Here is a 14,967-nt window from a genome sequence, read left to right on the forward strand (position 1 = left end):
AATGGGTGTTGTCATCTTTCAAAGCGTTACGCTCAGGGCTTTTTCATGATTGGAACATCCACCGGTAGCGAAGCCGCCGCATTGATTGCGCGGCTGGACTGGGCGCAAAGCCCGCTCGGTGAGGCCAGTAGGTGGCCGCAAAGCCTGCGCACCGCCGTGGATATCGTCGTCCACTCGCCGATGCCGATGCTGCTGCTGTGGGGCGACCAACTCACGCAACTCTACAACGACGGCTTCGCCCAGTTGGCCGGCAACAAACATCCTGAAGCAATGGGTCAACCGGCGCATCAGACCTGGCCGGAGCTGGAAAGCTTTACCGCGCCGATCTATGACGCCGTACTCAGCGGCCAGGTGCGCACCTTCAGCGAGCAGCGTTTCGTGCTGCAGCGCAACAATCGCGACACGGAAATCTGGCTGGACCTGACCTACAGCCCGATCCGCGATGAAAGCACCCGTGTGGCCGGCATCCTCGTCACCGCCATCGAAACCAATGAACGCCGCAAGGCCCAGCACAACACCGAGCAACGCTTGCAGTTGGCCTTGGCCGCCACCGACGCGGTGGGCACCTGGGACTGGGACATCGGCGAAGACCGCTTTATCGCCGACGCGCACTTCGCCTACTTGCACGGCGTCGACCCCAGCGATGCGCGCCTGTTGCCAATCAGCGATTACCTGCACGGGGTACACCCGGAAGACCGTGGCATGGTGGCGCGCAGTATCAAGCACTGCATCACCTTCGGCACCGAGTACGCCGAGGAATACCGCCTGTTGCAGGCCGACGGCCAGGTACGCTGGGTGTTCGCCCGTGGCCGCTGCTACAAGGATCATCAAGGCCGGCCGACACGGTTCCTCGGCGCCGCACTGGACCTGACCGAACGCAAACACACCGAACAGGCCCTGCGCCAGAGCCAGACCGAGCTGCAGTTGATCATCAACGCCATGCCGGTGCTGATCGGTTACGTCGACCACGAACAGCGTTTCCGCCTGAACAACAGCGCGTACCTGGAATGGTACGGCATGACACCCCAGGAGCTGTACGGCAAGACCATCCGCGAAGTCCTCGGCGACGAGGTGTATGCGGGACGTGAAGACAAGATCGCCGCCGCGCTCAAGGGCAAGGCGTGCAGCTTCATGACCATCACCCCGCACCGCGACGGCCGCCCACGCCACGCCTTGATGAAGTACCTGCCGCGCTTCAGCAATGACGGTTCGGTGAATGGTTTCTACATCTTTGTGATCGATGAGACGGAACGCAAACTCACCGAAGAAGCCCTGCGTCACCTCAACGAAAACCTCGAAGAACGTGTGGCCCAACGCACTCAGGCGTTGGCCGAAGCCAACCAGCGCCTGCAAAACGAGATGTACGAGCGTGAGCGTGCCGAAGACGCGCTGCGCCATGCGCAGAAAATGGAGGCCGTGGGTCAGCTCACCGGCGGGATTGCCCACGATTTCAACAATATGCTCACCGGCATTATCGGCAGCCTGGACCTGATGCAGCGCTACATCGCCGCCGGGCGCAGTGACGAGATCGGCCGTTTTACCGATGCCGCCGTGTCCTCCGCCCATCGCGCCGCCGCCCTCACCCACCGTCTGCTGGCGTTCTCACGCCGCCAGTCGCTGGACCGGCGCCCGCTGGACCCGAACCAATTGGTCGCCTCCCTGGAAGACTTGTTCCGCCGCACCAAAGGCGCGCACATTGCGCTGAAGGTGCAACTGGGCCACGACATCTGGGCGGTGAATACCGACGCCAGCCAATTGGAAAACGCCCTGCTCAACCTGGTGATCAACGCCCGAGACGCCATGCCCGACGGCGGCGAACTGCTGATCGAAACCGCCAACAGCTACCTGGACGACACCGACATCACCACCCTTGAACCGGTCAAGGCCGGCGACTACGTGATGCTCGGCGTGTGTGACAACGGCACCGGCATGGCGCCGAAGATCCTGGCCAAGGCGTTCGATCCGTTCTTCACCACCAAGCCCATCGGCCAGGGCACCGGCCTGGGGCTGTCGATGATCTATGGCTTTGCCCAACAGTCCGGCGGCCACGTGACCATTCATAGCGAACCGGGCCAGGGGACCTGCGTGCGTCTGTACCTGCCGCGCCTGTATGGCACTGCACTGGAAAGCAGTTTGCCCGCCAGCCTCGGTGAAGCACCGGTGGCCCTGGCCGGCGAAGCCGTAGTGGTGGTCGAAGACGACCCGGCGGTGCGCATGCTGGTGGTCAATGTGCTCGATGAGCTGGGCTACACCGCGCACCAGGCGGCGGATGCACGGGCGGCACTGCCGCTGCTGGAGTCGGATTTGCGCGTGGATTTGCTGGTGACCGACGTTGGCCTGCCGGGCATGAACGGCCGGCAACTGGCGGAGATCGCCCGCCAACACCGCCCCGGACTGCGCGTATTGTTCATGACCGGTTATGCCGAAAAAGCCGCCGAACGCCAAGGTTTCCTGGAGGACGGCATGGACATGGTCGCCAAGCCGTTTTCCATCGACCTGCTGGCCACGAAAATCCGCAGCATGATCAGCGTGGTTGAATGAGTTCAGGCATAATCGCGCGCCGTTGCACGTACCTGGTAGAGATCAATGAAAGCCCAAGCCCGTCATATCCTGGTGAAAACCAGCGAAGAAGCCGAACAACTCAAGCAGCGCATCGCCAAGGGCGAAGCCTTTGATGTGCTGGCCAAGAAGTACTCCACTTGCCCGTCGGGCAAACGTGGCGGCGATTTGGGTGAAGTGCGGCCAGGGCAGATGGTGGGGGCGATTGATGCGGTGATTTTCAAGAAGCCGGTGAAGGTGGTTCACGGGCCGATCAAGAGCAAGTTTGGGTATCACCTGGTGCAGGTCTTCTACCGCGATTGACAGGCATGTAGCCGGCTCATTGTGGCGAGCGGGCTTGTCCCGCGTTGGAGTGCGCAGCGCTCCCGCTTTTTTAGGGGCCGCTGCGCAGCCCAACGCGGGGCAAGCCCGCTCGCCACAGGAAGCCCGCTCGCCACAACAGATCCGCTTAACCTTTGGGAATGAGTGCGCCGGGCACTTGGATGACCCGACTGGCCAGCCGATGCCCGGCCAGCGCAGCTTCCTCCGGCGAGCCTCCCTTCAGCCGGCAGGCCAAATACGCCGCACTGAACGAATCCCCCGCCGCTGTCGTATCCACCACCTTTTCCACCTTCAGCGCCGGCACGGCAAAGCGCTCGCCCTTGCAACGAATCAGGCATTCATCCGCCCCACGCTTAAGCACCACCTCTTCAATCCCCGGATACGCCGCGAACACCTGTTCACTGTCGGCATAACCAAACAGCGCACGCTCGTCATCCTCAGTCAGCAAGGCGATATCCACCTCGGCCAACACACGGTGATACGCCACGCGGGCCGCTTCAACACTGGCCCAGAGGCGCGGCCGATAGTTGTTGTCGAACACCACCTTGCCCCCTCGCCGACGGGCCTCGACCAGGGTTTGCAGCAAGCGCTCACGGCCGATGTCACCCAACACCGCCAGGGTGATGCCGCTGAAATACACCACGTCGTAGTCCGGCAAAGCAGCCAGTATCGGCTCGGCGGCGGGCGTGGTGAAACAGTCACGCACAGCCGCTTCGTTGCGCCAGTAGAGGAATTTGCGTTCGCCATTGGCGTCGGTCTGGATGCAGTACAAACCCGGCAAACGTCCGGGCAGGCGCTGGACCCTTTCCAGGCCCAGGCCTTCCTGCGTCCATTGCTGGCACATGGCATCGCTGAAGCTGTCATCGCCCAGGGCGGTGACGTAGTCGACGCTGCCGGTGTTGCCCAGCTCGCGGCGCAGGTACACCGCCGCATTCAAGGTGTCGCCGCCGAAGCTCTGGCGCAGGCTACCGTCAGCGCGGTGTTGCAGTTCGATCATACATTCGCCGATCAGGGCGATGCGTGGGGACAAGCGGGTCATGGCTTTACACTCAGAATCGGGTTTCCAGGGATTCGATCACCTGCAACTGCTCATCCACCATGCAGCCAACCTGCCACTTGTCGAACGTCAAACAAGGATGGGACGTGCCAAAGGAAATGATGTCACCAATACGCAACTCAACCCCCGGCGCCACGGTCATGAACGCATGCTGGTCCATCACCGCCGTGACCTTGCACGCGCCCACGTCATCACCTTCTGCCGGCAAAATACCGGCCTTGTAGCGTTTGAGTGGCACCGGCAAACCGGCGTCGTAGGCCACGTCGCGCTTGCCCAGGGCGATCACCGCAAAACCCGGCTCGGGCAACGATTGCACATGGGCCCAGACTTCCAGGGCCGGGCGCAGGCCTTCACTGAGGTCGCTGCGACGGTCCAGCACGCAGCATTGCGCCTCTTTGTAGATACCGTGGTCATGGGCCACGTAGCTGCCGGGGCGCAATACGCTGAGGAAGCGGCCAGCAGCGTTCTGTTCTTCAAACGACTCGGCAATCAGGTCGTACCAGGCCGAACCCGACGCCGTGACGATGGGCTTGGGCAGGTCGAAAGAACCATTGTTCTGCAGGTCCACGGCCAAGCGCACCAGGCTCGCGGCGAAGGCGCGAATGCCGCTGATCGCATGCTCGCCATGGATCACGCCTTCGTAGCCTTCGATACCGGTGAGGGCCAGGGCCGGCTGGGCCTTGATCGCCTTGGCCAGGTCGCGGACTTCCTGCTCGCTGCGGCAGCCGCAACGGCCGCCGACCACGCCATATTCGATCATCACGTTCAGGCGCAGGCCACGGGCGGCGAAGAACAGCCCCAGGTCAGCAACGTTGTCCGGGTGATCGACCATGCAGTGGAAGTCGAAGTCCTTGTCGGCCAACAGGTCAGCGATCAACGCCATGTTCGGCGCGCCCACCAGTTGGTTGGCCATCAGCACGCGACGCACGCCACCGGCATACGCAGCGCGGGTCTGCACGGCATTTGCCAGGGTAATTCCCCAGGCACCCGCTTCGATCTGGCGCTGAAACAGCGCCGGCATCATGCTGGTCTTGCCATGGGGCGCCAGCTCCGCGCCACTTTTGCTGACGAACTCCTGCATCCAGCGGATGTTGTGTTCCAGGGCGTCACGGTGCAGTACCAGAGCAGGCAGGCTGACGTCACGGACCAGGTGGGCCCCGACGGCGGCGGCGCCCTTTTCAACGGCATTGATGGCAGACATGGAAAACTCCTATTCGTTGATACGCCGGGCCAGGTTGTTGGCGCTGTCGATCAACACCCGGCGATAGTCGTTGTAGTTTTTTGTGGCATCGGCGCGTGGGGCGACGATGCACAGCGTCGCGATGCTGATGCCTTGCGCGTCCCGCACCGGGGCGGCAAAGCAATGGGTAAAGGTGTCGGCCACGCTGTCGAAGGAGAAGAAGCCATCGAGGGTGGCCTGACGGATTTGCGCCAGGAAGGTCTCCAGCGGCAGGCGCTGACCGTCCGGCAGGATGAAGTCGTCGTGATCGATCAGGTCGATGATCTGCTGGTCGCTCAAGTGCCCCAGCAACAGGCGTCCGGAAGCGGTCCACGGGATCGGCGCGTTTTCGCCGATGTCCGAGGAAATACGGAAATGCCGCTCGCCTTCACGCATCAGCGCCACCGTGTATTTGCGCCCGTTGAGCAGGCACATCTGCGCGGTTTCGTGGGTCTGGCTGACGATTTCCTGCAAGGCATGGTCGGCCTCGCGGGTCAGGTCGAAATGGCGCAGGTGCGCCTGGCCGAGAAAATACAGCTGACGGCCGAGGTAGACGTGACCGTCCTTGCCCACCGTTTCCAGGATGCGCCGCTCAAGCAGCGACGCCACCAGTTCGTAGACAGTGGACTTGGGGCTGCCGATGCCACTGGCAATATCATTCGGGCGCAGGGGCTGGCCGATTTCCTTGAGAAAATCGAGGATATCGAATGCACGGTCCAGGCCTTTGGCGCGGCGTTTGATGGTGTCTTCGGTCATGGCAATCATCTGTCCCAAATTGGTTGAGGCCCCTGTAGGAGCGAGCTTGCTCGCGAAAAACCCAAGGACAACGCATTCATCCAGACTACGCGCGTCATCGTTGACGATCTTCGCGAGCAAGCTCGCTCCTACAGAGAAAGCGGCGGGCAATTTAGCCTTTTTTCTTGTACGCCACGCAATCGATCTCGACCTTGCAATCGACCATCATATTGGCCTGCACACAGGCGCGCGCCGGGGCGTGTTCCGGGGTGAAGTATTCGCCGAACACTTTGTTGAAGCTCCAGAAGTCCCGCGGGTCTTCCAGCCACACGCCGACGCGTACGACATCTTTCAATTCGTAACCGGCTTCTTCAAGGATCGCCACCACGTTGCGCATGGTTTGGCGCGTCTGCTCGATGATGCCGCCGGTGATGATTTCGCCGTCCACCGCAGGCACTTGGCCTGAGACGTACAACCAACCATCGGCTTCCACCGCACGGGCGAAAGGACGGGGTTGGCCACCGCCGGCTGTGCTACCGGCACCGTAACGAGTAATGCTCATAAAAAAGGCTCCTGATTAAAAACGAATGTTCTTGAGAAATTCCGCCAGGCGCGGCGATTGCGGGCGTTCGAAGATATCCTTCGAGGTGCCCTGTTCTTCAATGCGGCCCTGGTTCATGAAAACGATCTTGTCCGAGACTTCATAGGCAAAGCGCATTTCGTGGGTGACCAGCAACATGGTCATGCCCTCTTCGGCCAGGCCCTTGATCACGCTGAGCACTTCGCCCACCAGTTCCGGGTCGAGGGCCGAGGTGACTTCGTCGAACAGCATCAGGCTGGGGTTCATGGCAATGGCGCGGGCAATGGCCACACGCTGTTGCTGGCCGCCGGACAGCTGACCGGGGAAGTGATTGCGCCGCTCCAGGAGTCCTACGCGGTCCAACCATTTTTCCGCGAGTGCGACGGCTTCGTCCTTGCCCATTTTCTTGACCTTGAGCAAGCCGAGGGTGACGTTCTGCAAGGCCGTCAGGTGCGGGAACAGGTTGAATTGCTGGAACGCCATGCCGGTCATCGCACGGTGCTGGGCAATCACGCGCTCAGGGTGGCGCACGCGCTTGCCGGCAATTTCGCTGTAGCCGATGGACTCGCCATCCAGGGTGATCTGGCCGCCCTGGAACTCTTCCAGCAGGTTGACGCAACGCAACAGCGTGGTCTTGCCCGAGCCACTGGAGCCGATCAAGGTCACCACATTGCCGCGCTGCATGGACAGGTCCACGCCCTTGAGCACTTCCACCTGGCCGTATTGCTTACGCAGGCCACGGATGTTCAGCAGCGGTTGGTTGGTTTGAGGTTGGTTCATGGCAAGGCCACCCGCTTTTCAATGTAGCGCCCGAATAACTCGATGGCGTAGTTGATGACAAAGAACATAAAGCCTGCGAACAGGTAGAACTCCAGGGTCATGAAGGTGCGCGCGATCACTTGCTGGGTACTGAGCAGCAACTCGGCCACGCCGATCACCGACAGCAAGGTCGAGGCCTTGACGATTTCCGTGGAGGAGTTGACCCAGGTTGGCAAAATCTGACGCAGCGCCTGGGGCAGCAACACATAGCCCAGGGATTGGTAGAACGTCAGGCCGATCGCCTTGCCCGCTTCCAGTTGTCCACGGGGAATGGCTTGCAGCGCGCCGCGCACGATTTCCGAAACATGGGAACCGCAGAACAGCGTCAAACCGACCGCGCCGGCCTGGAACGCGGTGATCTGCCAACCGAGCGCCGGCAGCATGTAGAAACACGCCAGCACCAGCACAAACACCGGCGTGCCACGGATCAGGTCGACATACAGACGAAACGGTGCACGCATCCAGAACTTGCCGTAGGTCAGGATCAACCCGGCGAAAATGCCGATCAGGGTGCCGAAGATAATCGCCAGCGCCGACACATAAACACTGGCCTGAAAGCCCGCCCACAAAGTATCCCGGGCGATCCACAACTCATGCAGCCAGCTTGGGGACTCGTACATGAAAGCCCTCCTTAACGACGGATCGCCAGACGCTGTTCCAGGTAACGGAGCAGCATGGCAATGAGGTAACAGGCAGCCACGTAGAGCGCCGTCGTGACCAGCCAGGTTTCAATCACCCGGTAGCTTTCGACATTGATCTTGCGGGCGTAATAGGTCAGCTCCGGCACCGCGATGGCGGCGGCGAGCGACGTGTCCTTGAACAGCGAAATGAAGTTGTTCGACAGCGCGGGCAGCACGTTGCGCAGCATCACCGGCACGGTGATGTAGGCGCGGATGCGCCACTCGCCCAGGCCGATGGCCAGCCCGGCTTCGCGCAAGCCCTTGGGAATATTCAACAGCCCGGCGCGGAATACTTCGGTCAGGTAAGCACCGGCGTACAACGACAAAGTGATGATGAACGACGGGATCTTGTCCAGACGGATCCCGAGGCTAGGCAACGCAAAGTAGATCAACAGAATCAACACGAGGATCGGCGTATTGCGCACCACCGTCACGTACACCGAGGCGAAAACACGCAACGCGCGGTGCTTGGAGAGCATGGCAAACGCCATCATCAGGCCGATCACGCAGCCGATGGCGATCGACAGCAGCGCCAGCTCAAGGCCCAGGCCGAGCCCCGCCAGCAAGCTGGGGAAATCGCGCCACACGGCGGCAAAGTTCAACTGATAGTTCATGGTCAGCAGTACCTGATTGGGGCGTCGTCAGCGACGCCCCAGGTTTTCGATTTACTTGAACTCAACCGGGAAGCCGATTGCGGGTTCCGGCAGATCCACACCGAACCATTGCTTGAACGAGGCCTTGTAGGTCGGGAACTCCACGCCGGTCATGGCTTCATGCAGCGCGGTGTTGACGAAGTTCAGCCAGTCCTGGTCGCCACGCTTGACGGCGCAGGCGTAGGTCTGCGGGCTCCAGGCGTACGTCGGGCTGCGGTAGCGGCCGGGGTTCTGCACCATCAGGTACTTGACCGAGGACTGGTCGGTGGCGGCGGCATCGGCGCGACCGGAGTTCACGGCCTGGTACATCAGGTCGACGCTGTCGTATTGGTCGACCTTGGCCTTGGGCAACGCCTGGTGCACCAGCTCTTCGGCATACACGTTTTGCAGCACAGCCACGGTGACGCCGTCGCCGCCGGCCTGCAGGTCTTCAATTTCTTTGTACTTGCTGTTGTTCGGCAGCAGCAGGCCCACACCTTCGCGGTAGTACGGCAGGGTGAACGCGACCTGCTGGGCACGGCTGGCGGTGACGGTGATGAACTGGCAACTCATGTCGACCTTGTCGGTCAGCAGATTGGGAATCCGGGCGTCAGACGACTGCACCACGAACTCGACCTTGCTTGGGTCATTGAACAAACCCTTGGCCACGATGCGGCCGATATCGATATCAAACCCCTGCAACTTGCCATCCGCTCCCTGGAAGTGCCACGGCGCATTGGTACTGCCTGTACCCACGATCAAGTGCCCACGCTTGAGCACATCATCGAGCTTGCTGTCCGCCGCCTGCACGATGCTGGCGAGGGAAGCCGATGCGGCGAAGAGAAAAACACACGCTTTAAACACGGAAGGTCGGTGATGCATGACAAGCACTCCAGGAGTTGTGTATTCCGCTATACCGGAACTTAGTATGTAACAACGGAATAGACAGCAGAAAGTGTGCCACACGCGGTAACAGAAAAAAACGACATGTATAAATCTGTGTTAAATCAACTAGATAAAAGAGGATATGGAGTAAGGCGTTAAGCCAGCACCTGAAATCACTTTGCTACCCAAGGCCCCACACAGCGGTGACAGGCCCCACTTGCGTGCGCCACAAAGGCGTTACCGCGCACCGTTGCAGTGCGTCTGGCGCGTGGAAAAATCCCCACGCTGGGCTAGCCTTGGCACATTCATTCCGACAAGGACTCCGCCCTGATGACGTTCCGCCTCACCCTGGTTTTGCTTTCCTTTCTGGTGGCTGGCAGTGCTTCGGCCAGTAACGACCGCCGCGCGTGCAAGGAAGAACTGCGCAAGCTCAACGCCGCCCTGAGCACCAACTACACCAGCCAGAATCACCACGGCTACCGCCAGGCGAAGGCTTCAAGGGATAACCTTGAATACAAGAAGTGCGCAAGCCAGGCGCGCAAGGCGCGGGAACGCTTGGAGCGCGACACGGACCTGTGAAAGTTGACAGTAGACGCAAGGCGTTTGCCGATTTAGCGTGAGCCAAACGACTTACGGATGAGCGCCAATGGACTATGTCAATGCCGTCATCGAGGACAAGGCAGCCTTTGAGCGGGCGCTGGACACACCTCTTGCCGTGTTTGTGGTGTTTGTGTCACCCGGCTGTACCGCTTGCGAGGACGCGCTGCCACGCTTTGTGCGTTTGATCGAACCCTACCGAGCACAGATCAAGGTGCTGATTCTCGACTGCACAGACACCCCCCGACATCCGGCCGTCACCCGAGTGCCGACGCTGCTGGTCTACCAGAACAGCACCTTATTGGAAACGCTCCCCGGCCTCGGCGAGCGCGCCACTCTGGATATATTGAACAAATACGCCTGACCCCCCGCACTGGCGAGACACCGACCAGCGTCTACGCTGCTCAATGCCGTCTCAGCCGATCCAGGGTCAGCAATGTTCAAGACCATAGAAGCCGAAGTCCTCAAGAAACAGCCCTCACCCGCCCTGCAACTTGAGTTCGCCCAGCATGATTTCGAGCGACTCAAGCCTTTCTGCCTGTTGATCTACATCGCGAGCATCTGCATCTGGCTGGTGTTCGACCTGATTGTCAGCTTTCCGGGCGGCCAGGGTTTTACCGGGCTTTCGATGCTCTTTCTCGCGCTGCTGACCATCAACACCATTACCCTGGGATTTACCCGCGACGCCCGGCACTTCCAGTGGATCAACCTGATATTCGTCGCGGTCATCGCCCTCGGCACCCGCCTGCTGATCGAAGGCTTGCCGATGGATCTGCACCCCAGCTGGCTGATCCTGGCAGCGTCGAGCGTCCTCTACAGTGCATCGGTGCTACCGCTCAAGCATTGGTCGTTCATCGCGACAATGCTGATCACCTGGGCATTGCTCAACCCGTTTCACCTGGCCCAGCTCTCGTTACTGGAAGTGCGTGGCGCCTTGGTGACCTTCTATTCGGTGTTCCTGACCTTCCTGACGCTCTACAGCTTCCTGAAACTGCGCCAGGCCAAGCTGCATAACTTCATCATGTCCAGATTGCTGCTGGATCAGGCGTACCTCGATACCCTCACCGAAATCCCCAACCGTCGCTCCTTCATGACCAGCGCCGGGAAAAAGCTCAGCCAACAGCCCAAGACGCACGATCACTACCTGGCGATGATCGACATCGACAACTTCAAGAGGGTGAATGATGTGTATGGCCACGACATCGGCGATGAAGTCCTCAAGCGCGTAGCCCAGGACATCAAGACGGTCATGGTCGACTTCGACTACGCCCGGCTGGGCGGCGAAGAGTTCGGGATCTATCTGGCAGGCGTGCGCCGCGAGGATGCGGCGCACTTGGCGGACTTGCTCTGCGCCCGAGTGCGTGAGCAAGCGACCCAGCACCCGGTGACCATCAGCATCGGCCTGGCCCGGGTGGAGGATGGTGAAACCCTGAACCAGGCACTGATCAAGGCGGACCAGGCGCTGTATGTGTCAAAGCACGCCGGCAAGGACCGCTTTACGTTTCACGCGCCATAGACACCTGGGTCACGCGCCGCTCCTCCACGGCCGCCACACTCAGGCGCCAGCCTTCATGCACCAGGCTGTCGCCCACCACGGGCAGGCGATCCAGCAGGCTCATCACCAGGCCGGCCAAAGTCTGGTAATCATCGGTCGCAACCGCGTTGAAGCCCGTACGCTGACGCACTTGATTAAGGTTCAGTGCACCGTTGGCGCGGAAACCTGCCCCCTCCTCGACAATATCCGGCCCCTCGATTTCGCTGGCGTCCGGCAACTCACCGGCGATGGACTCGAGAATATCGGTCATGCTCAACACGCCCATGAAGTCACCGAACTCGTTGATCACGAACGCAATGTGGGTGGATTCCTGACGCATCTGTTCCAGCGCGTTGAGCACCGAGAAACTGTCCAGCAGGTTGATCGCCCGGCGGGCCAGGTGCTCCAGGTTCGGCTCGTTACCGGCCAGGTATTCCTTGAGCAGCTCTTTCTTGTGCACGAAACCCAGCGGCTCATCCACGGCGCCATTGCGGATCAACGGCAGGCGCGAGTAGGACGAATGCATCAGTTTCAGGCGAATACTGTCGGGATCGTCCGCCAGATCAATCCAGTCGACCTTGGCCCGCGGTGTCATCAGTGTGCGGATCGGCCGTTCGGCCAGTTGCAGCACGCCACTGATCATCACTCGCTCGCGCCGATCAAACAGCGGGCCTTGCGCAGCATCCGGCTCACCCAACAGATCGGCAACCTCATCGCTCACCTCTTCTACCGCCAGGCTACGACCGCCGAGCAAGCGCATCACGGCATGGGCTGTACGCTCACGTACTGGCAACACACCTTGCGCCGACTTCTTGCGGCGGGCCCGGGCGATCTGGTTGAACAACTCGATCAGGATCGAGAAACCAATCGCTGCGTACAGGTAACCCTTCGGAATATGGAAGCCCAGGCCTTCGGCGGTCAGGGCAAAACCGATCATCATCAGGAAGCCCAGGCACAGCATGATCACCGTCGGGTGCGCATTGACGAAGCGGGTCAATGGCTTGCTCGCGACGATCATCACGCCGATGGACACGATCACCGCGATCATCATCACCGCCAGCTCGTCCACCATGCCCACGGCGGTAATCACCGCGTCCAGGGAGAACACCGCATCCAGCACCACGATCTGCGCCACGATCGGCCAGAACATTGCGTAGGCGGCATTGCCCGTGCGCTGGGCCACGTGGCCTTCGAGGCGCTCGTGCAATTCCATGGTGGCCTTGAACAACAGGAACACACCACCAAACAGCATGATCAGGTCGCGGCCCGAGAAGCTCTTGTCGAACACCTCGAACAGCGGCTGGGTCAGGGTCACCAGCCAGGAAATACTCGCCAGCAGGCCCAAGCGCATCAGCAATGCCAGGGACAGGCCGATCAACCGCGCACGGTCACGCTGCTCCGGCGGCAGCTTGTCCGCCAGGATCGCGATAAACACCAGGTTGTCGATACCCAGCACCAGTTCCAGCACAATCAAGGTCAACAGGCCGAGCCAGGCCGTTGGATCCGCTAACCATTCCATTTATTGAGTCTCTTCAGTGATCGATTTTCAGAACGCCGGGCACGGCAAGGCGCGGTCAGTGGACCGGTACAAGGTTAGCAGTCGGAATACGGGATGTTTCAGAGGGAACAGCGGCAGCGCAAGTCTTGGGGAAAGACGACTGGGGGGCTCCGAGAGGGTGTTCATGCAAGTCCTGAAATTACAAAAGGACTTGAATCCTACATCTGAAACACAAAATTCCTACAACGCAAAACTATTACAAAATCTGTAATCTCACCTGTAGGAGCCGGCAAGCCGGCTCCTACAGGGGCATCGTGGTGTCAGGACTTACGGGTAGCGTCATCCAACGCCAGGATGGTGTGCGCATTGGTCACCGTAGTGGCCAGCGTATTGATCACCCCCGACCGCAACGCCCCCAGCGTCGCCGCCGCCTTGGTATTTTCGCTGGCAATCGCCACCACATCCGGGATGCGAAACAACTCCTGCACCGTCAACCCGATCACCCGCCCCTGGATCGCGTTGACCGCCGGCTGCCCATGAATGTCGATGAAGTCATAGCCCATCATGTCGCCCACGGTGCCGGACAACCGGGCCTGGGCGATTTCCTGCGGTGAGAACCAGCCCATGCGCACCATGTTGCTGTTCTCACTCATGTCGCCAATACCGATCAACGCAATATCCGCGCGCCGCGCCCGATCCAGCGTGGAGCGCACGGTGTCGTTATTGATCAGCACCCCGCGCAACTCCGGGTTCGCCACCAGGGCAGGGGCATACAAGCTTTCACTCTCCCCCCCGAAGCGCAGCGCCAGGCGCCGGCAGATATGGTCGGGGTTCATGTATTCGCCGGCCTTGAGCGAACCACCGATGGCGCAGACAAATGTGCAATTGCGTGTCACCGGCAAGAATACGTTGTCGGCAACGGCGCCGACGTTGCGCCCCATGCCCACAGCGACAATCATGCCATCGCTCAGCGTCTTGTTCAGGTAGTTGGCCACCAGACTGGCAACGGCCGAGCGCTGGGTGTCGGGATCGCTGTGGTCCACGGCAATCAAGGCGCGGTCCAGCTTGAAGCGCTGCACCAATGCCTGCTCCAGCTCGTTGTTCATGGCCGGGTGCTGCAGCACGCGCACCTCGACGATGCCCTCATCGCGCGCACGCTTGAGCAGGCGGCTGACTTTCGCCCGCGACAGGTCGAAGCGCTTGGCAATGGCTTCCTGAGTGACGTTCTCAAGGTAATAGAGCATTGCCACTTCGGTCATCTGATCGATATCGCTGGCAATGCGCTGGGTACTGTCACTCATGGGGACGGGCTTCCGTTTCGGCGTCAAAGGCGCATTCTCCCGACTCTTGCCCCGTTTAGTCCACTACTGATGCCCGTCGCGCTCGATCGCATTGATGCGCTCGACCTTGGCGCCGGAACGCGCCGACTCGAACTCCGACTCCAGGAACGATTTGACGATGCTTTTGGCCAGCTCCGCACCGATCACCCGCGCGCCGATGGACAGGATTTGCGCATCGTTGCTCTTGCGCGCCCGCTCCGCCGAATAGGTGTCATGGGCCTGCGCCGCACGAATGCCCAGTACCTTGTTGGCGGAAATGGCCATGCCGATCCCGGTGCCACACACCAGCACCCCCAGGCGCTGCTGCCCGGCATTGATCGCGTTGGCCACGGCCAGGGCGATGTCCGGGTAAAGCACCGGGGCGATGGAATGGGTACCGAAGTCGGTCACCGGGTAACCCAGCGCCTCGATATGACGCTTCAACAGCTCTTTGAGCTCAAAACCCGCTTCATCGCATCCGATAGCCACCGGGAAAGGTGTGTTCATGGCGTCTGGCTCCGCTGCCGTGATC

The 14,967-nt window shown here is 60.7% G+C and carries 16 protein-coding genes; 5 read left to right on the top strand and 11 right to left on the bottom strand.

The window, feature by feature from the left end:
* Window positions 1–45: 45 nt before the first annotated feature.
* Window positions 46–2,541: a PAS domain-containing sensor histidine kinase gene (locus tag CI807_RS24575; protein ID WP_095016604.1), complete on the top strand. Its 2,496-nt coding sequence runs from the start codon at window positions 46–48 to the stop codon at window positions 2,539–2,541.
* 45 nt (window positions 2,542–2,586) lie between these two features.
* Complete coding sequence (locus CI807_RS24580; RefSeq protein WP_003174397.1) at window positions 2,587–2,862, top strand: peptidylprolyl isomerase; 276 nt, start codon at window positions 2,587–2,589, stop codon at window positions 2,860–2,862.
* A 145-nt stretch (window positions 2,863–3,007) separates the two neighbouring features.
* Here the strand turns inward: CI807_RS24580 and CI807_RS24585 are convergent, their stop codons facing one another.
* From CI807_RS24585 to CI807_RS24620, 8 genes are all read right to left on the bottom strand, one after another.
* Window positions 3,008–3,919: a sugar kinase gene (locus CI807_RS24585; protein WP_095016605.1), complete on the bottom strand. Its 912-nt coding sequence runs from the start codon at window positions 3,917–3,919 to the stop codon at window positions 3,008–3,010.
* 10 nt (window positions 3,920–3,929) lie between these two features.
* Window positions 3,930–5,138: an amino acid deaminase gene (locus tag CI807_RS24590; RefSeq protein WP_095016606.1), complete on the bottom strand. Its 1,209-nt coding sequence runs from the start codon at window positions 5,136–5,138 to the stop codon at window positions 3,930–3,932.
* Window positions 5,139–5,147: 9 nt separating this feature from the next.
* The gene (locus tag CI807_RS24595) at window positions 5,148–5,912 is read right to left on the bottom strand and encodes an IclR family transcriptional regulator (RefSeq protein ID WP_016976583.1); all 765 of its coding nucleotides are present in this window, start codon (window positions 5,910–5,912) and stop codon (window positions 5,148–5,150) included.
* Window positions 5,913–6,063: 151 nt separating this feature from the next.
* Complete coding sequence (locus CI807_RS24600) at window positions 6,064–6,453, bottom strand: RidA family protein (protein ID WP_010210958.1); 390 nt, start codon at window positions 6,451–6,453, stop codon at window positions 6,064–6,066.
* A gap of 15 nt (window positions 6,454–6,468) precedes the next feature.
* A complete protein-coding gene (locus CI807_RS24605; protein ID WP_065907741.1) occupies window positions 6,469–7,251 on the bottom strand; it encodes an amino acid ABC transporter ATP-binding protein in 783 nt (260 codons plus the stop codon).
* Window positions 7,248–7,910 (bottom strand): amino acid ABC transporter permease, encoded by a 663-nt coding sequence (locus CI807_RS24610; protein ID WP_095016607.1) that lies wholly within the window; start codon window positions 7,908–7,910, stop codon window positions 7,248–7,250. The genes CI807_RS24605 and CI807_RS24610 overlap by 4 nt, the downstream gene beginning before the upstream one ends.
* A gap of 11 nt (window positions 7,911–7,921) precedes the next feature.
* Window positions 7,922–8,584 (bottom strand): amino acid ABC transporter permease, encoded by a 663-nt coding sequence (locus CI807_RS24615; RefSeq protein WP_010210962.1) that lies wholly within the window; start codon window positions 8,582–8,584, stop codon window positions 7,922–7,924.
* 51 nt (window positions 8,585–8,635) lie between these two features.
* Entirely contained in the window at window positions 8,636–9,484 is an 849-nt protein-coding gene (locus CI807_RS24620; protein WP_028616419.1) for a transporter substrate-binding domain-containing protein, read from the bottom strand.
* Between the two features lie 333 nt (window positions 9,485–9,817).
* Between CI807_RS24620 and CI807_RS24625 the strand changes: the two genes are divergently transcribed.
* The 3 genes from CI807_RS24625 to CI807_RS24635 all read left to right on the top strand — a co-directional run bounded on the left by CI807_RS24625 (window position 9,818) and on the right by CI807_RS24635 (window position 11,600).
* Window positions 9,818–10,066, top strand: a complete 249-nt coding sequence (locus CI807_RS24625) for a hypothetical protein (RefSeq protein ID WP_016976588.1) — start codon at window positions 9,818–9,820, stop codon at window positions 10,064–10,066.
* Between the two features lie 67 nt (window positions 10,067–10,133).
* Window positions 10,134–10,448, top strand: coding sequence for a thioredoxin domain-containing protein (locus tag CI807_RS24630; protein ID WP_095016608.1), 315 nt, complete (start codon window positions 10,134–10,136; stop codon window positions 10,446–10,448).
* A 72-nt stretch (window positions 10,449–10,520) separates the two neighbouring features.
* The gene (locus CI807_RS24635; protein ID WP_095016609.1) at window positions 10,521–11,600 is read left to right on the top strand and encodes a GGDEF domain-containing protein; all 1,080 of its coding nucleotides are present in this window, start codon (window positions 10,521–10,523) and stop codon (window positions 11,598–11,600) included.
* On the opposite strand, the gene CI807_RS24640 is transcribed toward CI807_RS24635, so the two are convergent.
* From CI807_RS24640 to rpiB, 3 genes are all read right to left on the bottom strand, one after another.
* Window positions 11,581–13,137 (bottom strand): TerC family protein, encoded by a 1,557-nt coding sequence (locus tag CI807_RS24640; protein WP_095016610.1) that lies wholly within the window; start codon window positions 13,135–13,137, stop codon window positions 11,581–11,583. The two genes, CI807_RS24635 and CI807_RS24640, sit on opposite strands and share 20 nt — an antisense overlap.
* 299 nt (window positions 13,138–13,436) lie before the next feature.
* Window positions 13,437–14,417 carry a sugar-binding transcriptional regulator gene (locus tag CI807_RS24645; protein WP_028616426.1) on the bottom strand — a complete coding sequence of 327 codons (981 nt, stop codon included), beginning with the start codon at window positions 14,415–14,417 and terminating at the stop codon, window positions 13,437–13,439.
* 63 nt (window positions 14,418–14,480) lie between these two features.
* Window positions 14,481–14,942 (bottom strand): ribose 5-phosphate isomerase B, encoded by a 462-nt coding sequence (rpiB, locus tag CI807_RS24650; protein ID WP_016977123.1) that lies wholly within the window; start codon window positions 14,940–14,942, stop codon window positions 14,481–14,483.
* Between the last annotated feature and the right edge of the window lie 25 nt (window positions 14,943–14,967).

Origin of the sequence: Pseudomonas sp. NS1(2017), from assembly GCF_002269425.1 — a bacterium.
Taxonomy (GTDB): domain Bacteria; phylum Pseudomonadota; class Gammaproteobacteria; order Pseudomonadales; family Pseudomonadaceae; genus Aquipseudomonas; species Aquipseudomonas reactans.